Here is a 22,577-nt window from a genome sequence, read left to right as displayed (position 1 = left end):
GTACGCGGGAGAATGAGCCCATGGCCGATCTCGACGCCCTCCGCTCCCACTGGACCCGTGCCCTGGAAGGAGCCCGTGGCCCCGGCGGCGGTCCCGACCCGGTCCCGTACGCCGACAACCTCCTCGCCCGCTGGCAGGAGCCCCAGCGTCACTACCACACGATCACCCACCTCACCGCGGTCCTCGACCACATCGACGTGCTGGCGGAGTACGCGGCGGACCCGGACGTCGTACGCCTGGCCGCCTGGTTCCACGACGCCGTCTACCTCCCCGACCGCTCCGAGAACGAGGAGCGCTCGGCCCGGCTCGCCGAGCGCGCGCTCCCCGAGGCCGGGGTTTCCGAGGAGCGGACCGCCGAGGTGGCCCGGCTGGTGCGGCTCACCGTCACCCACGACCCCGCCGACGACGACCGCGACGGCCAGGTCCTGTGCGACGCCGACCTGGCGATCCTCGCCGCGGCCCCGTCGGTGTACGCCGCCTACACCGCGGCCGTCCGCGAGGAGTACCACTTCGTCCCGAGCGACGCGTTCCGCGCGGGCCGCTCGGCGGTACTGCGTCAACTCCTCGATCTGCCACGCCTGTTCAGGACACCGTACGGCGAGGCGAAGTGGGAGGCGACCGCCCGCTACAACCTCCGCTCCGAGCTGGAAATGCTGTCGCCCCCCGCGGACCCGACCGCCTAGTCTGCGGCCCATGCATGCATTGGGCGGGGAACAGGTGCAAGAGGCCGTCGCGGGCTGTACGGCGGCGCTGCGGACGGCGGCGGACCGGGACTGGACGGAGGTGAAGGCCGGGCGGCTGGAGTGGAGTTGCCACAGGACGGCGCTCCACGTCGCCTCGGCCCTGATCGCGTACGCCGGCCAGCTGGCGGGGCGCGCCCAGGACTCCTATGTCCCCTTCGACATCACCCTCGACGAGGGCACCGACAACGCGGGCCTGCTGCATGTGATCGAGACGACCGGCGCCCTGCTCGCCGCCACGGTCCGCGCCACCCCGCCCGACGTCCGCGCCTGGCATCCCTATCCCTTCCGCAGCGCGGACCGCGAGGGCTTCGCCGCGATGGGCGTCGCCGAAGTACTGCTGCACACGCACGACATGGCCGAGGGACTCGGCATCCCCTACGAGCCCTCCGAGGAACTGGCCGAGTCCGTACTGACCTGGCTCTTCCCGCACGTCCAGCCCGGCCCGGCCGCCTGGCCCACCCTGCTGTGGGCGACCGGCCGCGGTGAGCTGCCCGGCCGCGCCCCGGTGACCGAGTGGCACTGGCGCAACAACCTCGTCGTCCCGGCCGAGCGCCTGACCCTGACCGGCGTCCGCCCGGCCGCCGCCCGCGACCTGCGCCTCGGCGGCGACGGCGGCTTCGACTGGCTTGAGGGCGGCCCGTACGAGGGGACGCGGGAGGCTGCCGGGATGACGGTCAAGGCGTACGAGGCGGGCGTGCACCGGCCGGAGTTCGGGCTGTTCGTCCTCGTACGACGGGAGGACGGCCGGGCGATCGGCGGCATGGGCTTCCACGGCGCCCCGGACGAGGACGGCCGGGCGGAGATCGGCTACGACCTCGTCGAGGGCGCCCGCGGCCAGGGCTACGCCACCGAGGCCCTGCGCGCGCTGTCCCAGTGGGCGCTGGCCCGGGACGACGTACGCGCCCTGTTCGCGACCGTCGACCGGGACAACACCGCCTCCCAGGGCGTGGTCACCCGGGCCGGGTTCAAGCAGGTGAGCGAGGAGGAGGAACTGGCCTACGAACTGCGGCGCGCGTAGGGGCGGTTACCGGGCCCGCCCGATGTCACGTGCCCGCCGCTTGCGTCTGCGCAGCCCGGAGGCGTGCAGCAACCGCACCACCTCACGGCTGTCCACCTGAACCGCCCCGGCGGCCACCACGTCCGCGTACCGGTGCGACGGGATGTCGTAGTGATCGCGCTCGAAGGCCCGCCGGGGCACGCCCAGTTCCGCTGCGAACAGATGCAGTTCCTCGTACGACACGTCGCTCACGAGGTGGGACCACAGGCGCCCGTGTCCCGGCCAGGTCGGCGGGTCGATGTACAGCGTCACGAGGAGGACGCCCTGCCGGTCGCCCGCGCCAGCGACCCGACCGCCGCGACCTTCACCCCGGCCTGGTGGCACACCCAGTGCGGATCGGGCCCGAGTTCCGGCTCGACGTCCAGCGCGTGCGGGTCGCCGGAGCCGCAGACGGGGCACAGCGGCCAGCGGCCGTACCGGTCCAGCAGCGCGTCCTGCACGTCCTGCGCCACCAGCCCGGCCAGATAGCCCGCACCGTCCGGCCACTGTTCGACCCACCAGCGGCGCTGTACGACGGAGTCCTCGACCAGGGAGACGACGTCCGCCTCGGCGACCTCGCCCGCGACCAGATCGGCGAGCACCAGGGCGCGGGCCGCGTGCAACGCCTGCTCCAGAGGGCTTACGGGGTCCATGGTCCCATTGTGCGCGGTCTTGACCCCGACACCGAGCCGAAAATATCTTTCATATGTGACCCAGGACGTGAAGGAAATTTTCGGCAGCCCGGGAAAACCCGGCAGCACACCGCCGGCCCCGGCCGCCCTCGCCGCCAAGGTGCGCACGCTCGGCCCCTCCATGACCCGCTCCATGCAGCGCGTCGCCGAGGCGGTCGCGAGCGATCCGGCAGGCTGTGCCGCCCTCACGGTCACCGGTCTGGCCGAACTCACCGGCACCAGCGAGGCGACGGTCGTCCGAACGGCTCGTCTGCTGGGCTATCCGGGCTACCGCGACCTGCGCCTCGCCCTGGCCGGCCTCGCCGCGCAGCAACAGTCCGGCCGCGCGCCCGCCATCACGACCGACATCGCGGTCGACGACCCGATCGCGGACGTCGTCGCCAAGCTCGCCTACGACGAGCAGCAGACCCTCGCCGACACGGCCGCCGGCCTCGACACCGCGCAACTGGGAGCGGCCGTGACCGCGCTGGCCGGGGCGCGGCGCACCGATGTGTACGGCATAGGCGCGTCGGGGCTGGTCGCCCAGGACCTGACCCAGAAGCTGCTGCGGATAGGGCTCATAGCCCACGCGCACAGCGATCCGCATCTCGCCGTGACCAACGCGGTCCAACTGCGGGCCGGGGACGTCGCGATCGCGATCACCCATTCGGGCTCGACGGGGGACGTCATAGAGCCGCTGCGGGTGGCGTTCGAGCACGGGGCGACCACCGTCGCGATCACGGGGCGGCCGGATTCGTCGGTGACTCAGTACGCGGACCATGTGCTGACGACGTCGACTGCCCGGGAGAGTGAGTTGAGGCCGGCGGCGATGTCCTCGCGGACCAGTCAGCTGCTGGTGGTCGACTGTCTGTTCGTGGGTGTTGCGCAACGGACGTACGAGTCGGCTGCGCCGGCGCTGGCCGCTTCGTATGAGGCGTTGGCTCATCGGCATCGGAGTTCGCCGCGATAGACAGACCGTAGGGCTTGATCGTTGCGGGGATCTGCGGGTTCGTCGTGGCTTGTCGCGCCCACGCGGCGGAGCCGCAAATGTCACAGCCCCGCGCCCCTGGGCAAGCTGCACCGAACCGCACTCGAAAGATCCCGGAAAGAGCCGCCCCCCATGACTGCTGCGTCCGACCCCCGTGACCTCCGTGCCGAGCTGGAGGCCCTGACCACCGAGGCCTTTCGGCCGGAACTCGCCGGTATCGACCGGTTGCCCACCCTCGAAATCGCTCGGCTGATGAACGGTGAGGACTCGGGTGTCCCCGGTGCCGTCGCCGAGCGTCTGCCGCAGATCGCCGGTGCCGTCGACGCCATCGCCTCGCGCATGTCCCGGGGCGGCCGGCTGGTCTATGCCGGCGCGGGTACCGCCGGACGGCTCGGCGTGCTGGACGCCTCCGAGTGCCCGCCGACCTTCAACACCGAGCCCTCTCAGGTCGTCGGTCTGATCGCGGGCGGGCCGGAGGCGATGGTCACGTCCGTCGAAGGTGCCGAGGACTCGAAGGAGCTGGCCCGCAAGGATCTCGACGCGCTGGTGCTGACGCCCGACGACACGGTGGTCGGGATTTCCGCCTCCGGCCGGACCCCGTACGCGATCGGCGCCGTCGAACACGCCCGCGCGCTGGGCGCCCTGACCGTGGGTCTGGCGTGCAACAGGGACAGCGCGCTGGCGGCGGCCGCCGAGCACGGCATCGAGGTCGTCGTCGGGCCGGAACTGATCACCGGCTCCACCCGGCTGAAGGCCGGCACGGCCCAGAAGCTGGTCCTCAACATGCTGTCGACGATCACGATGGTCCGTCTGGGCAAGACGTTCGGGAACCTGATGGTCGACGTACGCGCCTCGAACGACAAGCTCCGGGCACGGTCCCGCCGTATCGTCGCCCTGGCCACGGGGGCGCCGGACGAGGAGATCGAGAAGGCGCTGTCGGAGTCGGGCGGCGAGGTGAAGAACGCCATCCTGACCATCCTGGCCGGTGTCGACGGCCCGACGGCCGCCCGCCTTCTGGAGGAGTCCGGCGGCCATCTGCGTGCCGCGCTGGCGGACGCGGGGCGCTGACGCGCACGCTCGGTGGGTGCGCAACGACCCCGCCTCCACCGCCGCCGCGATCCTGCCCCTGGTGGGCGGCCCCGCGAACGTCATCTCCGTCGCCCACTGCATGACCCGGCTGCGGCTCGGCGTCGCCGATCCGTCGGCCGTCGACGGGGAGGCGCTGCGGGCGGTGCCCGGGGTGCTCGGGGTGGTCGTGGACGGGGGCTCGTACCAGGTGGTGCTGGGGCCGGGGGTGGTGGCGGAGGTCACGGCCGAGGTGGAGGCGCTGGTGGCGCCGACCGCCGCTGACCGGCTCGCGTCGAAGGGCGCCGAGTTGCGGGCGGCGCAGCGGCAGCGCAACGCGACCCCCGTCAAGACCGCCCTGCGCCGCATCGCCAACGTGTTCGTCCCGCTGATCCCCGCACTGATCGGCTGCGGAATCCTGGCAGGCGTCAACGGGCTGCTGGTCAACGCCGGTTGGCTGCCGGGCCTGACCCCCGCCCTGGCCGCGATCGCCTCCGCCTTCATGGCGCTGATCGCGGTGTTCGTCGGGTACGGCACGGCAAAGGAGTTCGGCGGCACGCCGATGCTGGGCGGGGCGGTCGCGGCGGTGACCGTCTGTCCCGGCGTGGCCAAGGTGACGGTGTTCGGCATGCATCTGGCGCCGGGGCAGGGCGGGGTGCTGGGCGCGCTGGCGGCGGCGCTGCTGGGGACGTATGTGGAGAGGTGGTGCCGGGGCCGGGTGCCGGGCGCGCTGGACGTCCTGCTGACCCCGACGGTGACGGTCCTGGTGTCGGGTCTGGCGACGCTGTACGGCCTCATGTACGCGGCCGGGGTGGTCTCGGCGGCCATCGGCACGGCGGCGGACCGGCTGGTGGCGACGACGGGCGCGTTCGCCGGACTGGTCCTGGGCGGACTGTTCCTGCCCCTGGTGATGCTGGGCCTGCACCAGGCCCTCATCCCCATCCACACCACCCTCATCCAGCAGCAGGGCTACACGGTCCTGCTGCCCCTGCTGGCCATGGCGGGCGCGGGCCAGGTGGGTGCGGCGTTGGCGGTGTACGTCCGTCTGCGCCACGACGTCTCCATCCGTACGACGATCAAGTCGGCGCTCCCGGCCGGGCTGCTGGGCGTGGGCGAACCGCTCATCTACGGGGTGTCCCTGCCGCTCGGCCGGCCGTTTCTGACGGCCTGTGCGGGCGGGGCGGCGGGCGGGGCGTTCGTCGGGTTCTTCGCGATGCTCGGGGACAAGGTGGGGGCGACGGCGATCGGGCCGTCGGGCTGGGCCCTGTTCCCGTTGCTGGCGGGCAACAGGAGCCCGGCCCTGACGGCGGCGATCTACGGCGGAGGCCTGCTGACCGGTTACGTCGTCGGGTTCCTGGCGACATACGCGGTGGTCGGGCCCGGCGGCGGAGACCCGGGCGAGCCACGTGACGCCCCGGCCGCGCACAAGGCTGATCCCTTGACGGATCCCCTGGCAGATCCACACTGATCCATTGGCGGACCCATACTGAGGGCGTACTCGAAGGCGTGCCGCCGCGCCACCGGAAGACGGGAGTGCTCATGAACCACGCCCAACTGACCGCCCTGGGCCGGGCCCTGCGGCTGGTCGGCGAGCACGGGGAAGCGCTCACCGCCGACACCCCGGACGCGCGGCTGCACGAGGTGAAGGCCGATCTGCGCAGGGCCCTGGACCTGTTGGACGAGAGCGTGACCACGGGCGCGGTCACCACACGTTGTCCCGAGCATCCGAACGGGCCCGTCGACGAGAGCGCGCCGGATCTGTGTCTGCTGTGCGAGACACGGCGGCGTGCCGCGCGCCGCTCCGAGTTGCACGGCAGCCGCCCGCAGTCCGACCCCGCCTCCCCGGCCCCCTCCCGCTACGGCGTCCGCTCCGACCGCCCCCAGCCCCAGCAGCGCTGGCTGCCGGAGCTGTGGAACGGACGGGAGTGGCAGTTGTGCGGTACGCCGCGACGGGACCGGCGCGAGGCCGAGCAGTATCTCGACGCCCAGCGGCGTGGCTCCCGGCCCGCCATGGCGTACCGGCTCGTGCACGAGTTCACGGACTACGAGGTGCTGCGGATCTGGGGCACGCCGGTGCAGGTCGACATCGAGCCCATGGGCAACCTCTAGGGCACGAGTGCTCGTGCCCTGTTACGCCTTCGCCCCGGCGGTCTCCACCGCCTCCCCCACAGCCGCCGTCTGCGCCGCGGCGGACCGCCGGCCCGGGAGGAAGGACGCGAGGAGGAAGGCCAGCGCCGCGGCGCCCGCGCCGATGGCCATGACGACCTTGAAGGCGTTCTCGGACGGGAGGGCGTGGCCGCCCAGGTCGATCGTCATCTGGGCGAGGATCACGCCCGCGGCCGCGCTGGCCACCGAGGTGCCGATCGAGCGCATCAGGGTGTTGAGGGAGTTCGCGGCGGCCGTCTCCGACGCCGGGACCGCGCCCATGATCAGGGCCGGCATCGCGCCGTAGGCGAAGCCGACGCCCGCGCCGATGATGGAGGACACCAGGACCAGGTGCCACACCTCGGACATGAGCACGATGTTGAGGGCGTAGCCGGCCGCCACGATCACCGCGCCGATCATCAGGGTGATCTTCGGTCCCTTGGTCCTGGTGATCGCCGCCGACACCGGGGCCATCGCCATCATCACCAGGCCCTGGGGGGCCATGACGAGTCCGACGGTGAGCATGGAGCGGCCGAGGCCGTAGCCGGTCTGCGTGGGCAGCTGGAGCAGCTGCGGGAGGACCAGCGACATCGCGAACATCGAGAAGCCGAAGGCGATCGAGGCGAGGTTGGTGAACAGCACCTGCCGGCGGGCCGTGGTGCGCAGGTCGACCAGCGGCTGGGCCGTACGCAGCTCCCATCGGCCCCAGACCGACAGTACGACGAGCGCGGCGGCGAACAGGGTCAGGGTCAGCGGGTCGGTCCAGCCCCAGTCGGCGCCCTTGGAGATGGCGAGGAGCAGGGAGACGAGCGCCACGGAGAGACCGAGCGCGCCGACGATGTCGAAGCGGCCGCCCGTGCGCACCCGGGACTCCGGAATCAGCGTCAGGACGAGGGCGAGGGCCACGACGCCGAGGGAGGCGGAGGTCCAGAACAGGACGTGCCAGTCGAAGTGGTCGGCGATGAAGGCCGCGGCGGGCAGTCCGAGGGCGCCGCCGACACCGAGGGAGGCGCTCATCAGGGCGGTCGCGCCCGCGAGCCGCTGAGGCGGGAGTTCGTCGCGCATGATGCTGATGCCGAGCGGGACCACGGCCGCGGCCAGGCCCTGGAGCGTACGGCCGACGATCATGGGGGTCAGTGAGTCGCTGAGCGCGCAGACCACGGAGCCGAACACCAGCAGGACCAGGCTGACCAGCAGCAGGCGCCGCTTGCCGAGCATGTCGCCGAGGCGGCCGACGACGGGGGTGGCCACGGCCGCGGCGAGGAGGGTCGCCGTCACGGCCCAGGCCGCGTTCGACGCGGAGGCGTGCAGATGGCCCGGCAGCTCCGGGACGATCGGGATCACCAGGGTCTGCATCAGTGAGACGACGATTCCGGCGAGGGCCAGCACCGCCACCACGGCGTTCGTTAAATCTTCCCGAGCCGAGCCCATGCGATCCGTCCGGCAAGGGTCCGGGAGCCAGGGCATTTCCCTGGCCCCCGGACCTGGGCTCAGCTGAGCGTCTTCAGCGAGGCCGCGTCGTACGGCTTCAGCTCGTCGAAGCGGTCCGCGAGCACCTTCGCCGCCCACTCCGGGTCCTGGAGCAGCGCGCGGCCGACTGCGACCATGTCGAACTCGTCGGCCTCCAGGCGGTCGAGCAGGTTGTCGATGCCCTTGACCGGGGAGCCCTCGCCCTGGAAGGCGTTGATGAAGTCACCGTCGAGGCCGACCGAGCCGACGCTGATGACCTGCTTGCCGGTGAGCTTCTTCGTCCAGCCCGCGAGGTTCAGGTCGGAGCCGTCGAACTCGGGGAGCCAGTAGCGGCGGGTGGAGGCGTGGAAGACGTCGACGCCGGCGGCGGCAAGCGGAGTGAGGATCGCCTCCAGTTCCTCGGGGGTCTCGGCGAGGCGGGCACCGTAGTCCTGCTGCTTCCACTGCGAGTAGCGGAAGAGGATGGGGAACTCGGGGGAAACGGCCCCGCGGACCGCGGCGACGATCTCCGCCGCGAACTTGGTACGGGCCACCGGGTCGCCGCCGTAGGCGTCGGTGCGGCGGTTGGTGCCGGCCCACAGGAACTGGTCCACGAGGTAGCCGTGGGCGCCATGGAGTTCGACGCCGTCGAAGCCGATGCGCTCGGCGGCGGCCGCGGCCTCGGCGAACGCGGCGGCGACGTCGTCCAGGTCCTGCTGGGTCATGGCCTTGCCGGTGGGCTCGGCGCCCGCGGTGACGAGGCCGGAGGGGCCCATCGCGGGGGCGTCCGGGAAGGGAGCCTCGCCGTCCTTGCGGACCATACCGATGTGCCACAGCTGCGGGACTATGGTGCCGCCCGCCGCGTGCACGTCCTCGGCGACCTTCGCCCAGCCCGCGAGCTGCTCCTCCCCGTGGAACCGGGGGACGCGGTCGCTCTGGCCCGCCGACTCGTGGCCCACGTACGTGCCCTCCGTGACGATCAGGCCGACCCCGGCGGCGGCCCGGCGCGCGTAGTACGAGCGCACGTCCTCACCCGGGATGCCGCCCGGGGAGAACATCCGGGTCATCGGCGCCATCGCGATCCGGTTGGGAACGGTGAGGCCGTTGAGCGCGATCGGGCGGGACAGGATCTGGGCCGCGCGGGAGGCGGGGGGCGTGGTGACGGTCACGTGGGGGGCTCCTCGTGAGTGGGGGTCGGGTTAACCGGCCGGTATGTGAGCATGCATTGTTGCAACCCCTTAAGTAATCGCCTATGCACTGCCCCACATTCCGCCCCCGGGAAAGCCTCTATGTGACGCCCCTCACACTCTCCCGGTTCAGTCGCCGCACCCGCTCCCGCAGCACCTCGTCCGGCTGCGCCGGCTCGGCCGACTCCGGCGGACAGTCCCACTCCCGTTTGGGCGCCCGCCCCACCCGCTCCCGAGCCCACATCCTCCTCGCCGCCCTCGGCCGTACAGCCCCCGCCCTGTCGCTCTCCGAGGCCGACTGTGCGGCGCTCGCCCCGCTTGGGCTGTGTGTTCGGCACGGCCCGCTCTAGCCGTCATACGGGTGTCCCTTCTCGTTGTTGCTGGACCATCGCGGCACGGATCTGGGCCGCGCGGGTGTGGACCGCATGGGCGGACAGGGGCGCACTGGGGCGGGCGGCGGCGTGTTCGCCCCGGCATGCGCCGCACATACCGCCCGGCAGGGCCTCCGGGCGGCCGGGCGTGCCGCACTTGGCGCACTCCAGGACGCGGAGGGGCGGGCGCGGGACGGGTTCCGGAGGGAGCTTGGCGGTGAGGCGGCTGCGGACCAGGGCCGCCGGGTGGTGCACCGGCGTGGGCAGGCCGCCGGTCAGGGCACGCAGTACGGCTTCGTCGGAGGCTCCCCGCGCGAACCACTCCACCACCAACGTCGAGGAATTCGAGGAGTTGGCCGCGGTGGCTCCCGAAACCGTGCGGCTCGAGTACATCAATGGAAAAGTCGAGGTCAAGGCAGTGCCGGACGGCAACCACCGGGAGATCTTCATCCGGTTGCAGGAGCAGTGCATGCAGCAGCCCTGACCTACGTCTGTATCCCGAGTCCGGTGTCAGGGCAGAGGCCTACCGCAAGGGCCGCGCCCGCACGGACGGAGCCCTGGCGCGCAAGGGCCACTTCACGGGGCACGGGGAGTGGTCCAAGAGCGACGGCATCCTCGTGGCCGTAGAGATCACCTCCCACGACCGTGACACCGACCAGCGCGACCGCATCGACAAGCCGATCGGCTACGCGGCGGCCGACATTCCCGTCTACCTGCTCATCGACCGGGACAACGACACCGTCGTCGTCTACAGCGAGCCGAAGGACGGCCGCTACCAGCAGGTCTCCTCGCACTCTTGGGGTTCCCAGGTGGAGATCCCCCACCCCGTCGGCTTCACCCTCGACACGTCGGAGCTCAAGGACTACGCCGACTGAAACGCCCGAGGGCGACGCCCCCGCACGGGGAGCGCCGCCCTCGGATCGAGCAGGACGCTCGATCAACCGGAACCGGTCGATCAGAAGTCCATGTCACCGCCCGGCATGCCGCCCGGAGCGGCCGCGGCGGCCTTCTCCGGCTTGTCGGCGATGACGGCCTCGGTGGTGAGGAACAGCGCGGCGATGGAGGCGGCGTTCTGCAGCGCGGAACGGGTCACCTTCGCCGGGTCGATGATGCCTTCCTTGACCAGGTCGACGTACTCGCCGGTCGCGGCGTTCAGGCCGTGGCCCGGGGTCAGGTTGCGCACCTTCTCCACCACGACACCGCCCTCGAGGCCGGCGTTGACGGCGATCTGCTTCAGCGGAGCCTCGAGCGCGAGCTTCACGGCCTGGGCGCCGGTCGCCTCGTCACCCTGCAGCTCCAGCTTCTCGAACACCTGGGAGGCCTGGAGCAGGGCCACGCCACCACCGGCGACAATGCCCTCCTCGACGGCCGCCTTGGCGTTGCGGACGGCGTCCTCGATGCGGTGCTTGCGCTCCTTGAGCTCCACCTCGGTGGCGGCACCGGCCTTGATGACCGCGACACCGCCGGCGAGCTTCGCCAGGCGCTCCTGCAGCTTCTCGCGGTCGTAGTCGGAGTCGCTGTTCTCGATCTCGGCGCGGATCTGGTTGACCCGGCCGTTGACCTGGTCGGAGGAGCCGGCACCGTCGACGATGGTGGTCTCGTCCTTGGTGATGACGACCTTGCGGGCGCGGCCCAGGAGGTCCAGGGTCGCGTTCTCCAGCTTGAGGCCGACCTCCTCGGAGATGACCTCGCCGCCCGTGAGGATGGCGATGTCGCCGAGCATGGCCTTGCGGCGGTCACCGAAGCCCGGGGCCTTGACGGCGACGGACTTGAAGGTGCCACGGATCTTGTTGACGACCAGGGTCGACAGGGCCTCGCCCTCGACGTCCTCGGCGATGATCAGCAGCGGCTTGCCCGACTGCATGACCTTCTCCAGGAGCGGGAGCAGGTCCTTGACGGAGCCGATCTTGGAGTTGGCGATGAGGATGTACGGGTCGTCGAGCGACGCCTCCATCCGCTCCATGTCGGTGGCGAAGTACGCCGAGATGTAGCCCTTGTCGAAGCGCATACCCTCGGTGAGCTCCAGCTCCAGACCGAAGGTCTGGGACTCCTCGACGGTGATGACGCCTTCCTTGCCGACCTTGTCCATGGCCTCGGCGATGAGCTCGCCGATCTGGGTGTCGGCGGCGGAGATGGAGGCCGTGGAGGCGATCTGCTCCTTGGTCTCGACGTCCTTGGCCTGCTCCAGCAGGGCGGCGGAGACGGCCTCGACGGCCTTCTCGATACCGCGCTTGAGGGCCATCGGGTTGGCGCCGGCGGCTACGTTGCGCAGACCCTCCTTGACCAGGGCCTGGGCGAGCACGGTCGCGGTGGTCGTACCGTCACCGGCGACGTCGTCCGTCTTCTTGGCGACTTCCTTGACCAGCTCGGCGCCGATCTTCTCGAACGGGTCCTCGAGCTCGATCTCCTTGGCGATGGAGACACCATCGTTGGTGATCGTGGGAGCGCCCCACTTCTTCTCGAGGACGACGTTGCGGCCCTTGGGGCCGAGCGTCACCTTCACGGCGTCCGCGAGCTGGTTCATGCCGCGCTCGAGGCCGCGCCGCGCCTCCTCGTCGAACGCGATGATCTTGGCCATGTGAAGTGGTCCCTCCAGGACTGGGGGTGATTCCTTCGGACCGCGCCCGCGCCCGCGACGGACGGCCCACGGGCCGGTGGTTCCTTGCCCCACCCGCTCCGCGGCCTCACCGACCCGGTCCTTCTTTTGTCACTCTCACCTTCAGAGTGCTAACGCCAATGATTAGCACTCGCCTCTGTCGAGTGCAAGCGGCTCGGGGAGATCCGCAGGTGGGCAGCGGCGTCATGGCGCCTGGGCAGACCGAAGGGCCCGTACCCCGGGAGGTACGGGCCCTTCGAAGATGAACAGAACGTCGGTGTCAGTCGACGCGTGCTTCAGCTGGTCGCCAGCCGGACCATGTCCGCCTGCGGGCCCTTCTGGCCCTGCGAGATCTCGAAGTCGACCCGCTGTCCCTCTTCCAGGGTGCGGTAGCCGTCCATCTGGATCGCGCTGTAGTGGACGAAAACATCCGCACCACCGTCGACCGCGATGAAGCCGTACCCCTTCTCCGCGTTGAACCACTTGACGGTGCCCTGAGCCATGCCTAACTCCCCTATTACTGGCCCTTGCACAGATCCACACCTCGCGGATCCGGGTCAGACCTCACCCCCCATTGGCTTGGGGGCGTGCGCCGGAACGCGTCGACCGCGGCTGAATGTATCTGTCCAACTGCCGTCTGCAACAGGTCAATCGGACGAGAATTCTGGACGCGACCGGTCCGGAATGTGGCGAGAATTCGCCTGAATTCAGGGCAAGTCGGGCCCTGCAAAAGGTATAAAAGCCGCAGAAAGCCCGCGCACTTTGGCTACTTCTTGTCGGGCCTACGGCATGAATCCAGGGATTCCGACCCGGAGATCGGGAGCGAGTTCCCCAACTGTACCGCGCTCAATCACACTGAATTGCCCCCTCCGCTTCTCTCACGGAGGAGGCAATCAGATGAACACTCGGTAACCGCCGTTACCCACGGTAATGATCAGCCGCCGGCGACGGCCGGAATGATGGAGACACCCGAGCCGTCGGGGGTCGCCGTCTGAAGGCCCTGCTCGAAGCGGACGTCGTCGTCGTTGACGTACACATTGACGAAGCGGCGCAGCTTGCCCTGGTCGTCCAGGACACGGGCGGCGATCCCCGTGTGGTTCTTCTCCAGGCTCTCGATGACCTCGGCGAGGGTCGCGCCCTCGGCCGTCACCTCGGCCTGACCGCCGGTGTAGGTGCGCAGGATGGTGGGGATGCGAACGGTCACGCTCATACGATTTGACCTCCGGTGACGATAGGACCACGTTGCGTATCGGCCGCCGGGCCGGCGGTTTCGGCCTGTGGAGCTGACGTAAGACCTCGGCTCGGGTTCGTCCCGGGGGCAGTCGGCCGTGAAGCAGGAAGCCCAGCGGGCGACCGCTGGACTCCTCGGGACTCCGAGGAGGAGATCAAGTGAGGCCAGCCTCTCGGAACGACTCAAGGTTGGGACGAATGGTCGCGGTGAGCCCCGTACCGGCCACCGCGTCCAACGTCTTCAGGCCGTCGCCCGTGTTGAGGACGACGGTGGTCTTGGCCGGGTCGAGGACACCGTCCTTGATGAGCTTCTGCGTCACGCCCACCGTCACACCGCCCGCCGTCTCGGCGAAGATGCCTTCGGTACGCGCCAGCAGCTTGATGGCGTCCACGACCTGCTCGTCGGTCACATCCTCCACCGCTCCACCGGTGCGGCGCGCGATGTCGAGGACGTACGGCCCGTCGGCCGGGTTGCCGATGGCCAGGGACTTGGCGATGGTGTTCGGCTTCTGCGGGCGGACCACGTCGTGCCCGCCCTTGAAGGCCACGGAAACCGGCGAGCAGCCCTCGGCCTGGGCGCCGAAGATCTTGTAGGGCCGGTCCTCGACCAGCCCGAGCTTGATCAGCTCCTGCAGACCCTTGTCGACCTTGGTGAGCTGGGAGCCGGACGCGATGGGGACCACGATCTGGTCGGGCAGCCGCCAGCCGAGCTGCTCGCAGATCTCGTACGCCAGGGTCTTGGAGCCCTCCGCGTAGTACGGCCGCAGGTTGACGTTGACGAAGCCCCAGCCCTCGCCGGCCGGGTCGCCGATCAGCTCGGAGCAGAAGCGGTTCACGTCGTCGTAGTTGCCCTCGATACCGACGAGGTTGCCGCCGTAGATCGCGGCCATGACGACCTTGCCCTGCTCCAGGTCGTGCGGGATGAACACGCAGGAGCGGAGGCCGGCGCGGGCGGCCGCGGCGCCGACGGCCCCGGCGAGGTTGCCCGTGGAGGAGCAGGACAGGGTGGTGAAGCCGAAGGCGCGGGCGGCCTCCAGGGCCTGGGCGACGACGCGGTCCTTGAAGGAGTGCGTCGGGTTGCCCGAGTCGTCCTTCACGTAGAGCCCGCCGGTCACACCGAGCTCGCGCGCCAGGTTGTCGGCCTTGACGAGCTTGGTCCAGCCCGGGTTCAGGTTCGGCTTGTCGGCCACGTCCGCGGGGACGGGCAGCAGCGGCGCGTAACGCCAGATGTTCGCGGGGCCCGCCTCGATGCGCCTGCGGAGTTCCTCGGTTTCGTACGCCGAGAAGTCGTACGCGATCTCGAGCGGGCCGAAACACTCCTCGCAGGCGAACACCGGTCCGAGCGGTACCCGGTGACCGCACTCGCGACAGCTCAGGGCAGCGGCCGGGCCGAGGTCTACGGTGGGATTGCTGGTGCTTGCAACTGTCTGCACAGCCATGGAGGCGAGGCCCTTTCTCCTCATCTTCCTCACGACGCATCTCGCCGTGAGACGGATTTGGCACCTTCCCTAGCCGGGAGCCTCGCTGGAGAACGAGAACCGACTGGAGGGTTGCCGGGGCTTCATCGGGCCGTGTCCCTCTGCCCCTCTGGATGAGCTGTATGTGGTTGTAAACGCCCACGACCCTCGACATGCGATGGTCATCGGCGTTGTTCAAGACTGTAACCGAAGGCCAGGACAGTTGAGATAGTCGTCCGAACCGCGAGACAACGTGAGGAGCCGCTGACTGTGCTGGAAGAAGTCGAGCGCTGGCTGGCCACCCGCTCCTGGTCCGTGACCGATCGCCCCCTCCACAAGATCCTCGCCGCCAAGCAGCGGACGGGTCAGTCGGTGTCCGTGGTGCTGCCCGCGCTCAACGAGGAGGAGACGGTCGGTGACATCGTCGCCGTGATCCGCCACGATCTCATGCAGCAGGTCCCGCTCGTCGACGAGATCGTCGTCGTCGACTCCGGATCCACCGACCGCACCTCCGCGGTGGCCGCCGCCGCGGGCGCCAGGGTCGTCCACCGCGACGACATCCTGCCGCGCATTCCGGCCGTTCCCGGCAAGGGGGAGGTCCTGTGGCGCTCCCTGCTGGTCACGAGCGGGGACATCGTCTGCTTCATCGACGCCGACCTGAGGGAGTTCTCCTCCGACTTCGTCTCCGGGATCGTCGGCCCGCTGCTGACCGACCCGGGAGTCGACCTGGTCAAGGCGATGTACGACCGACCGCTGGGCGGGGCGACGGGCCAGGGCGGCCGGGTCACCGAGCTGATGGCGCGCCCGCTGCTGAACATGCACTGGCCGCAGCTGGCCGGCTTTGTGCAGCCGCTCGGCGGCGAGTACGCGGCCCGCCGCTCCCTGCTGGAACAGCTCCCGTTCCCCGTCGGCTACGGCGTGGAGCTGGGCATGCTGGTCGACGCCCTGCACCTGGTGGGCCTGGACGCCCTCGCGCAGGTCGACGTGGGTGTGCGCAAGCACCGGCACCAGGACGGGCAGGCGCTGGGCCGGATGGCGGCGGCGATCTACCGGACGGCGCAGCTGAGGCTGGCCCGCGGTCACCTCGTCCGGCCCTCCCTCACCCAGTTCGAGCGGGGCGAGGACGGCTTCGAGCCGCGCACCTACTCGGTGGACACGGAGGAGCGGCCGCCGATGGCGGAGATCGCGGAGTACGCCTCGCGCAGAGTGGCCTGATCGCTGGAGAACGGCTGTATACGGCCCCCTCTCAGGGTGGAACGTACGTTTGAGCGTTTCCGGGCCGGGCTAGGTTGAGGCGTATGGCTTCCACGCACGGTGCTGCTGAAGTGCTGGTCGCGTCCAATCGCGGCCCGGTTTCGTACGAGGTGCGCGAGGGGGGTGCGCTGCACGCCAAGCGGGGTGGCGGCGGGCTGGTCTCGGGGCTGTCGGCCATCGGGCCGCACACGGACGCGGTGTGGGTGTGCGCCGCACTGAGCGACGCCGACCGGGAGGCGGTGCGCCGCTCGCACGGCGGCCGGCGGCTGTCCGTGGACGCGACCGGCGGCCAGCAGGTGCGCATGCTGGACATCGACGCGACGGTGTTCTCCGACGCGTACAACGGCGTCGCCAACTCCGTGCTCTGGTTCGTCCACCACATGCTCTACCAGACCCCGCTGGAGCCGGTGTTCGACGCGGAGTTCCGGCGCCAGTGGGCGTCGTACGAGGCCTACAACCGGGCCTTCGCCGAGGCGCTGGCGGAGGAGGCCGCCGAGGGCGCCGCGGTGCTGATCCAGGACTACCACCTCGCCCTGGCCCCCCGGATGCTCCGGCAGCTCCGCCCCGATCTGCGGATCGGCCATTTCTCGCACACCCCGTGGGCCCCGCCGGACTACTTCCGGCTTCTGCCCGACGACATCGCGGCCGAGCTGCTCGGCGGCATCCTCGGCGCCGACCGCGCGGCCTTCCTCACCCGGCGCTGGGCAGACGCGTTCACCGACTGCTGCCATGCGGTGCTCGGCCCCGGAATCCCGTCCGGCACGCGCATCGGTGTGCACGGGCTCGGCGCGGACGCGGACTTCCTGCGCAAGCGGGCGCACGAGCCGGACGTGGCCGAACGGATGACGGCGCTGCGGGCGGAGATCGGTGAGGGCCGCATGGCGATCGTCCGGGTGGACCGGACCGAGCTGTCGAAGAACATCGTGCGTGGGCTGCTGGCGTACCGGCAGCTGCTGGACGACCACCCCGAGTGGCGCGAGCGGGTCGTGCACGTGGCCTTCGCCTACCCCTCCCGGCAGGACCTGGCCGTGTACCGGGACTACACGGCTGAGGTCCAGCGCCTGGCGCAGGACATCAACTCCCGGTACGGCACACCGGGTTGGACTCCGGTCGTGCTGCACGTCAAGGACGATTTCGCACGCTCCCTGGCCGCGTACCGGCTGGCGGACGTGGCGCTGGTGAACCCCATCCGGGACGGTATGAACCTGGTCGCCAAGGAGATTCCGGTCGTCTCCGACGAGGGGTGCGTGCTGGTGCTCTCGCGGGAGGCCGGGGCGTACGAGGAGCTGGGCGAGGACGCGATCGTCGTGAACCCGTACGACATCGTGGGCACGGCCGGCGCCCTGCACCAGGCGCTGACCATGCCCCCCGAGGAGCGGGCGGAGCGCACGAAGCGGCTCGCTGCCGCGGCTACCGCGTTGACCCCTGCTCAGTGGTTCCTGGACCAGCTGCACGCGCTGGACGCCGGTCAGTCCAGCTGAGCGGCGAGCGCGCGCAGCAGTCGTACGACCCCGTGCGGGCCGTCCACCACCAGGTCCGCCCGTTCGGCCAGCTCCGTCACCTCCGAGCTGCCGCTGCACACCAGCAGGCCGGGGACGCCGTCGGAGCGGAGCTTGTCGACCGCGGCGTAGGCGGGGAGGTCGCCGAGGTCGTCGCCGGCGTACACCACGGACTCGGCGCCGATGTCGCGGACGTACTCCAGGAGGGCGACGCCCTTGTCCATGCCGGGCGGGCGCAGTTCGAGGACCAGCCGGCCCGGCTCGACGATCAGGCCGTGCCGGGTGGCGAGATCGGCGAGGGGTTCGCGGAGGGCCTCGAAGGCGGCCTGCGGATCGTCGGCGCGGCGGGTGTGGACGGCGACGGCCCGCCCCTTCTCCTCGATCCAGGTCCCCCGCCAGGCACCGATCCGGTCCAGGAAACCAGGCAGTTCGGCGCGGACGGCGGCGACGCCGGGGTGCGGGGGCGGTGCGCTGACGGTTCCGGTCACGGCCTCCCAGCGCTCGGCGCCGTAGTGGCCGAGGACGACGAGGTGCTCCAGGCCGGGTACGCCCGCGAAGCCGCCGTGCCGCACGGCGACCCCGGCCGGGCGGCCGGTGATCACGGCGACGGAGGCCACCTTGGGGGCGATTTCGGAGAGTGCGGGTACGGCGTCGGGGTGGGCCCGGGCCTGTTCGGGGTCGGCGACGATCGGGGCGAGTGTGCCGTCGAAGTCGAGCCCGATCAGCGCGGTGCGCGGCCGCGCGAGCAGCGCTTCCAGCCCTTCTCGCCCGGCCTGGGTCACGGGGGTCGGCAGCGGGTCCATCGGGTTGGTGGAGTCCGTCGTATGGATGCCCATACGGCGACCCTATCCAGGGGAGGGCGGGCGCACCCATGGCTCAGGGGGGCGCACACGGAAGCGCCGCGGTGTTCACCGCTCGGAGCGCCGCGCCTCCCGCACGCGCCGCAGCCGGTTCACCGTCACCGGGTCGTGCGCCAGCGCCCGCTCGTCGTCCAGCAGGGCGTTCAGCAGCTGGTAGTAGCGCACGGGCGCGAGCCCCAGCTCCTCACGTATCGCCCGCTCCTTGGCCCCGGGCCCCGCAAACCCCCGCCGCTCCAACGCAAGAATCCCCCGCTCCCGCGCCCCCAGCTCGTCCAGCTCCATACGAGGAACGGTAGCCCGCCCCACTGACAACGACCGGCTCACCGGCAGTGCCTCAACCCGCGTCGCGGCTGTCGGCGGTCGTTGGCTGTCGCCTGCAGGCTTCAGGACGGTGACGGGGCTGCCCGTCGGGCTGACGGTTCGGCCGACGCTCTTCCTGATGTCGGCGCCGGCCATCGCCCAGGAGTCCTGTCAATTCCTCAACCCGCGTCGCGGCTGTCCGCCGTCGTCGCTGTCGTCTGGAGGCGGTTCAGGATTGTCACCGGGCTGCCTGTGGGGGTGACGGCCTGGCCGATCGTCTTTTTGATGTCGGCGCTCACTCCTGCCCAGGAGGTCTTGCCGACCGGGTAGAGGGCGGACGTGGGGAGCTGGTTGAGGAAGGGGTGGAGGTTCGCGTCCTTGGTGGACTGGGACATGGCGTCCGAGGCGGCGCTGGTGACCGGCAGCAGGCCGTACTCGCGGGAGAAGCCGAGGACGTTCTTCTCGCTGTAGACGAAGTCGAGGAAGTCGCCGACCTGCTCGGCGTGGCCGTTCTGCTTGAAGGCCATCATCCAGTCGGCCACGCCCATCGAGGACCTGGACTGCCCGGTCCGCCCGGGCATCGGCACCATGCCGAACTTCACGCCCTTGCTTGCGGCCTGCTTCATCAGCGTGGGATGCCCGTTGAGCATGCCGACCTGACCGTCCGCGAACGCCGCGAAGGCATCGGCCCGGTTGAGCTTGCCCGGTGCGACCGGCCCGGTCAGCCCCTTGCCGACGAGCTGGTCCTTGAGCCAGGTGAAGGTCTCCACGTTCTCGGCGGAGTCGAGGCTGTAGGTGCCGACGTCGTCGGTGATGCCGGAGCCGCCGCTCAGCAGCCACTGCATGGTCTCGGCCTGCGCCTCCTCGGGCCCGAGGGGCAGCGCGTACGGGTACTTCACCCCCTCGGCCTTCAGCGCCTTCGCGTCGGCCGCGAGCTCACTCCAGTCGGTGGGCGCGGAGATGCCGGCCTTGGCGAAGAGGGTCTTGTTGTAGAAGAGCACGCGGGTGGAGGCGGCGAACGGGATGCCGTACTGCACGTGGCTCCACTGCCCGGCCTCGGAGAGCTGGGAGAGGAAGGACGCCTGGACGGGTATGGAGAGCAGGTCGGAGACCTGGTACAGCTTGCCCGCGGCCGCGTAGTCGGCGTACGCGCCGATCTGGGCCATGTCGGGCGCCTTCCCGGCGTCGGCCATCTCCTTGACCTTGCGGTCGACGTCGTTCCAGGAGTAGACGCTGACCTCGACCTTCACCCCGGGGTGCTGGGCCTCGTACTCCTTGACCAGCTTGTCCCAGTACTTCTTGGAGCTGTTGGCGGCGGAGTCGCCGTAGTCGGCGGCGACCAGTCTGAGGGTCACGTCCGAAGAACCCGTGCTCCCACAGCCACCGAGAACCGCCGTCATGCCCATTGCGGACACCACCGCGATCATTCCTGCCCTACGCCGCCGCACTACACCTGCCCCAACTCTGTCGTGTTGTCGTTTCACCATGTGGACCATGAGGTCTACACCAAGGTCTACACCACGCGAGTGGACTAGACCTCTTGTGGGTCGGAGGTCCACACTGTTCCCGTGAGACATGTCATCGCCCTCGACGTGGGCGGCACCGGGATGAAGGCCGCCCTGGTCGGGGACGGCGGCGACCTGCTCCACCAGGACCGCCGGGCGACCGGACGCGAGCGCGGACCCGACGCGGTGGTCGAGGGCATCCTCGACTTCGCCACGGATCTGCGCGCGTACGGCGCACGGCACCTCGGCGAGCCCGCGGCCGCGGTCGGCGTCGCCGTGCCCGGCATCGTCGACGAGCAGCACGGCATCGCCGCCTACTCGGCCAACCTGGGCTGGCGCGACGTACCGCTGCGCGACCTGCTCGCCGAACGACTCGGCGTCCCGGTCGCCCTCGGCCACGACGTGCGCACCGGCGGGCTCGCCGAGGGCCGGATCGGGGCGGGCAAGGGCGCCGACCGGTTCCTGTTCGTGCCCCTCGGCACCGGGATCGCGGGCGCCATCGGCCTCGACGGCCGGGTGGAGGCGGGCGCGCACGGCTTCGCGGGCGAGATCGGGCACATCGTCGTACGGCCCGGGGGTGCCCGCTGTCCGTGCGGGCAGCGCGGCTGTCTGGAGCGGTACGCGTCCGCGGCCGCCGTGAGCGAGGCCTGGGCGGCCGTCTGCGGGGACCCGGACGCGGACGCCGCGGACTGCGCGAAGGCCGTCGCGTCCGGGGACCCGAACGCCGTCCGGATCTGGCAGGAGGCCCTGGACGCACTCGCCGACGGTCTGGTCACCGCGCTCACCCTGCTGGACCCGCGCACGCTGATCATCGGTGGCGGTCTGGCCGAGGCGGGGGAAACCTTGTTCACACCGCTGCGGGAGGCCGTCCAGCGGCGCGTCACTTTCCAGAAGCTGCCGTCGATCGTCCCCGCCGCCCTCGGGGACACCGCCGGATGCCTGGGCGCGGGGCTCCTCGCCCGGGATCTCCTTGAAACCACTGACCCTTCGGAGGTAACCGCCTGATGGCCCCCAGCATGGTTCTCGCCGGTGCCCGGGTGGTTCTGCCCACCGGGACCGTGGACGACGGGCGCGTGGTCGTCGAGGGTACGAAGATCACGGCAGCCGCCGGTCCGGACGCCGAGACGCTCGACGTGTCCGGCCACTGGCTGGTCCCCGGCTTCGTCGACATCCACAACCACGGCGGCGGTGGCGCGTCGTTCTCCGGCACGGTCGACGACGTCCTGACGGCGATCCGCACCCACCGTCTGCACGGCACCACGACCCTCGTCGCCTCCACCGTCACCGACGACATGGACTTCCTGGTCAAGCAGGCCGGGCTGCTGAGCGAGCTGGCCGAGCAGGGCGATCTCGCGGGCATCCACTTCGAGGGCCCGTTCATCTCGCCGTGCCGCAAGGGCGCCCACTCCGAGGAGCTGCTGCGCGACCCGGACCCGGCGGACGTCCGCAAGCTGATCGACGCGGCGCGCGGCCGGGCCACGATGGTCACCCTCGCCACCGAACTGCCGGGCGGCCTCGACTCCGTACGGCTGCTGGCGGAGCACGGGGTCATCGCGGCGGTCGGCCACACGGACGCGACGTACGAGCAGACGGTCGAGGCGATCGACGCGGGCGCCACCGTCGCCACCCACCTCTTCAACGCCATGCCCGCCCTCGGGCACCGCTCCCCCGGCCCGGTCGCCGCCCTCCTGGAGGACGAGCGGGTCACGGTCGAGCTCATCAACGACGGCACCCATCTGCACCGGGCCGCCCTGGAGCTGGCGTTCCGTCACGCGGGCGCCGGACGGGTCGCGTTCATCACCGACGCGATGGACGCGGCCGGGATCGGCGACGGCCGCTACATGCTCGGCCCGCTGGAGGTCGAGGTCAGCGAGGGTGTCGCCCGGCTCGTGGAGGGCGGTTCGATCGCCGGCTCCACGCTCACCCTGGACCGCGCATTCAAGCGGGCGGTGACCGTCGACCGGCTCCCCGTGGAGGACGTGGTCACGGCCCTGTCCGTCAACCCGGCCCGGCTGCTGGGCAGGTACGACACCATCGGCTCGCTGGAGCCCGGCAAGGACGCCGACCTGGTGCTGCTGGACGCCGGCTTCGAACTCAAGGGCGTGCTGCGCCGGGGCGAGTGGGTGGTCCCTCCCCAACTGCCCTGATCCGTCCCGGGCAGAGAGACGGTGGCCGACCATGGGCTGGGCCGGTCGCCGTCTCTTTGGCATGATCGGGGCGC

General features: G+C 70.8%; 22 protein-coding genes, 1 pseudogene and 1 riboswitch. Of the genes and pseudogenes, 11 read left to right on the top strand and 12 right to left on the bottom strand.

The window, feature by feature from the left end; genetic code table 11:
* Positions 1 to 20: 20 nt before the first annotated feature.
* Positions 21 to 683, top strand: coding sequence for an HD domain-containing protein (locus ACZ4EG_RS34065; protein WP_467793360.1), 663 nt, complete (start codon positions 21 to 23; stop codon positions 681 to 683).
* A 10-nt stretch (positions 684 to 693) separates the two neighbouring features.
* On the top strand, positions 694 to 1,761 hold the full coding sequence (locus ACZ4EG_RS34060) for a GNAT family N-acetyltransferase (protein WP_467793359.1): 1,068 nt from the start codon (positions 694 to 696) through the stop codon (positions 1,759 to 1,761).
* Positions 1,762 to 1,767: 6 nt separating this feature from the next.
* On the opposite strand, the gene ACZ4EG_RS34055 is transcribed toward ACZ4EG_RS34060, so the two are convergent.
* Both ACZ4EG_RS34055 and ACZ4EG_RS34050 read right to left on the bottom strand, forming a co-directional pair.
* Positions 1,768 to 2,052 (bottom strand): DUF4031 domain-containing protein, encoded by a 285-nt coding sequence (locus tag ACZ4EG_RS34055; RefSeq protein WP_390712817.1) that lies wholly within the window; start codon positions 2,050 to 2,052, stop codon positions 1,768 to 1,770.
* Positions 2,049 to 2,432, bottom strand: coding sequence for a hypothetical protein (locus tag ACZ4EG_RS34050; RefSeq protein WP_467793358.1), 384 nt, complete (start codon positions 2,430 to 2,432; stop codon positions 2,049 to 2,051). Before ACZ4EG_RS34050 ends, ACZ4EG_RS34055 begins: the two co-directional genes overlap by 4 nt.
* Before the next feature lie 55 nt (positions 2,433 to 2,487).
* Between ACZ4EG_RS34050 and ACZ4EG_RS34045 the strand changes: the two genes are divergently transcribed.
* The 4 genes from ACZ4EG_RS34045 to ACZ4EG_RS34030 all read left to right on the top strand — a co-directional run bounded on the left by ACZ4EG_RS34045 (position 2,488) and on the right by ACZ4EG_RS34030 (position 6,612).
* Positions 2,488 to 3,420, top strand: coding sequence for a MurR/RpiR family transcriptional regulator (locus ACZ4EG_RS34045; RefSeq protein WP_390712819.1), 933 nt, complete (start codon positions 2,488 to 2,490; stop codon positions 3,418 to 3,420).
* Positions 3,421 to 3,570: 150 nt separating this feature from the next.
* The gene (murQ, locus tag ACZ4EG_RS34040; RefSeq protein ID WP_453554755.1) at positions 3,571 to 4,506 is read left to right on the top strand and encodes an N-acetylmuramic acid 6-phosphate etherase; all 936 of its coding nucleotides are present in this window, start codon (positions 3,571 to 3,573) and stop codon (positions 4,504 to 4,506) included.
* Positions 4,507 to 4,522: 16 nt separating this feature from the next.
* A complete protein-coding gene (locus ACZ4EG_RS34035) occupies positions 4,523 to 5,971 on the top strand; it encodes a PTS transporter subunit EIIC (protein WP_467793357.1) in 1,449 nt (482 codons plus the stop codon).
* 71 nt (positions 5,972 to 6,042) lie between these two features.
* The gene (locus tag ACZ4EG_RS34030; RefSeq protein WP_453554751.1) at positions 6,043 to 6,612 is read left to right on the top strand and encodes a hypothetical protein; all 570 of its coding nucleotides are present in this window, start codon (positions 6,043 to 6,045) and stop codon (positions 6,610 to 6,612) included.
* A gap of 21 nt (positions 6,613 to 6,633) precedes the next feature.
* On the opposite strand, the gene ACZ4EG_RS34025 is transcribed toward ACZ4EG_RS34030, so the two are convergent.
* The 3 genes from ACZ4EG_RS34025 to ACZ4EG_RS34015 form a co-directional block, all read right to left on the bottom strand.
* On the bottom strand, positions 6,634 to 8,079 hold the full coding sequence (locus ACZ4EG_RS34025; protein WP_467793356.1) for an MFS transporter: 1,446 nt from the start codon (positions 8,077 to 8,079) through the stop codon (positions 6,634 to 6,636).
* A 59-nt stretch (positions 8,080 to 8,138) separates the two neighbouring features.
* On the bottom strand, positions 8,139 to 9,266 hold the full coding sequence (locus tag ACZ4EG_RS34020) for an NADH:flavin oxidoreductase (RefSeq protein ID WP_467793355.1): 1,128 nt from the start codon (positions 9,264 to 9,266) through the stop codon (positions 8,139 to 8,141).
* Between the two features lie 371 nt (positions 9,267 to 9,637).
* Positions 9,638 to 10,048, bottom strand: coding sequence for a hypothetical protein (locus ACZ4EG_RS34015; RefSeq protein WP_467793429.1), 411 nt, complete (start codon positions 10,046 to 10,048; stop codon positions 9,638 to 9,640).
* Between ACZ4EG_RS34015 and ACZ4EG_RS34010 the strand changes: the two are divergent.
* Positions 10,008 to 10,530, top strand: a pseudogene (locus ACZ4EG_RS34010) (Uma2 family endonuclease). The gene ACZ4EG_RS34015 and the pseudogene ACZ4EG_RS34010 overlap by 41 nt on opposite strands.
* Positions 10,531 to 10,610: 80 nt before the next feature.
* On the opposite strand, the gene groL reads toward ACZ4EG_RS34010, so the two are convergent.
* From groL to thrC, 4 genes are all read right to left on the bottom strand, one after another.
* Positions 10,611 to 12,233 carry a chaperonin GroEL gene (gene groL, locus ACZ4EG_RS34005; RefSeq protein ID WP_390712034.1) on the bottom strand — a complete coding sequence of 541 codons (1,623 nt, stop codon included), beginning with the start codon at positions 12,231 to 12,233 and terminating at the stop codon, positions 10,611 to 10,613.
* Positions 12,234 to 12,547: 314 nt separating this feature from the next.
* Positions 12,548 to 12,754 (bottom strand): cold-shock protein, encoded by a 207-nt coding sequence (locus tag ACZ4EG_RS34000; RefSeq protein WP_019057200.1) that lies wholly within the window; start codon positions 12,752 to 12,754, stop codon positions 12,548 to 12,550.
* 431 nt (positions 12,755 to 13,185) lie between these two features.
* On the bottom strand, positions 13,186 to 13,461 hold the full coding sequence (locus tag ACZ4EG_RS33995; RefSeq protein WP_363298390.1) for a MoaD/ThiS family protein: 276 nt from the start codon (positions 13,459 to 13,461) through the stop codon (positions 13,186 to 13,188).
* Between the two features lie 175 nt (positions 13,462 to 13,636).
* Positions 13,637 to 14,920, bottom strand: coding sequence for a threonine synthase (gene thrC / locus ACZ4EG_RS33990; RefSeq protein WP_453554745.1), 1,284 nt, complete (start codon positions 14,918 to 14,920; stop codon positions 13,637 to 13,639).
* A gap of 17 nt (positions 14,921 to 14,937) precedes the next feature.
* A riboswitch (SAM riboswitch) is annotated at positions 14,938 to 15,079 on the bottom strand.
* Between the two features lie 129 nt (positions 15,080 to 15,208).
* Between thrC and ACZ4EG_RS33985 the strand changes: the two genes are divergently transcribed.
* Both ACZ4EG_RS33985 and ACZ4EG_RS33980 read left to right on the top strand, forming a co-directional pair.
* Positions 15,209 to 16,153, top strand: a complete 945-nt coding sequence (locus tag ACZ4EG_RS33985; RefSeq protein ID WP_453554743.1) for a glucosyl-3-phosphoglycerate synthase — start codon at positions 15,209 to 15,211, stop codon at positions 16,151 to 16,153.
* A gap of 83 nt (positions 16,154 to 16,236) precedes the next feature.
* On the top strand, positions 16,237 to 17,673 hold the full coding sequence (locus ACZ4EG_RS33980; RefSeq protein ID WP_467793354.1) for an alpha,alpha-trehalose-phosphate synthase (UDP-forming): 1,437 nt from the start codon (positions 16,237 to 16,239) through the stop codon (positions 17,671 to 17,673).
* Here the strand turns inward: ACZ4EG_RS33980 and otsB are convergent.
* The 3 genes from otsB to ACZ4EG_RS33965 all read right to left on the bottom strand — a co-directional run bounded on the left by otsB (position 17,661) and on the right by ACZ4EG_RS33965 (position 20,299).
* Complete coding sequence (otsB, locus tag ACZ4EG_RS33975; protein ID WP_453554739.1) at positions 17,661 to 18,527, bottom strand: trehalose-phosphatase; 867 nt, start codon at positions 18,525 to 18,527, stop codon at positions 17,661 to 17,663. The genes ACZ4EG_RS33980 and otsB overlap by 13 nt on opposite strands.
* 72 nt (positions 18,528 to 18,599) lie before the next feature.
* Positions 18,600 to 18,833, bottom strand: a complete 234-nt coding sequence (locus tag ACZ4EG_RS33970; protein ID WP_363298395.1) for a DUF3263 domain-containing protein — start codon at positions 18,831 to 18,833, stop codon at positions 18,600 to 18,602.
* 197 nt (positions 18,834 to 19,030) lie between these two features.
* Complete coding sequence (locus ACZ4EG_RS33965) at positions 19,031 to 20,299, bottom strand: ABC transporter substrate-binding protein (protein WP_467793353.1); 1,269 nt, start codon at positions 20,297 to 20,299, stop codon at positions 19,031 to 19,033.
* 120 nt (positions 20,300 to 20,419) lie between these two features.
* Here ACZ4EG_RS33965 and ACZ4EG_RS33960 point away from each other — a divergent pair, with 120 nt between their 5' ends.
* The gene (locus ACZ4EG_RS33960; protein WP_453554735.1) at positions 20,420 to 21,361 is read left to right on the top strand and encodes an ROK family protein; all 942 of its coding nucleotides are present in this window, start codon (positions 20,420 to 20,422) and stop codon (positions 21,359 to 21,361) included.
* Positions 21,361 to 22,503, top strand: a complete 1,143-nt coding sequence (nagA, locus tag ACZ4EG_RS33955; RefSeq protein WP_467793352.1) for an N-acetylglucosamine-6-phosphate deacetylase — start codon at positions 21,361 to 21,363, stop codon at positions 22,501 to 22,503. Before ACZ4EG_RS33960 ends, nagA begins: the two co-directional genes overlap by 1 nt.
* Positions 22,504 to 22,577: the final 74 nt, after the last annotated feature.

It is taken from the genome of Streptomyces sp. NPDC025638 (assembly GCF_055558775.1).
Note: the sequence above shows the minus strand (reverse complement) of the source record. Positions and strands in the feature narration are given on the sequence as shown.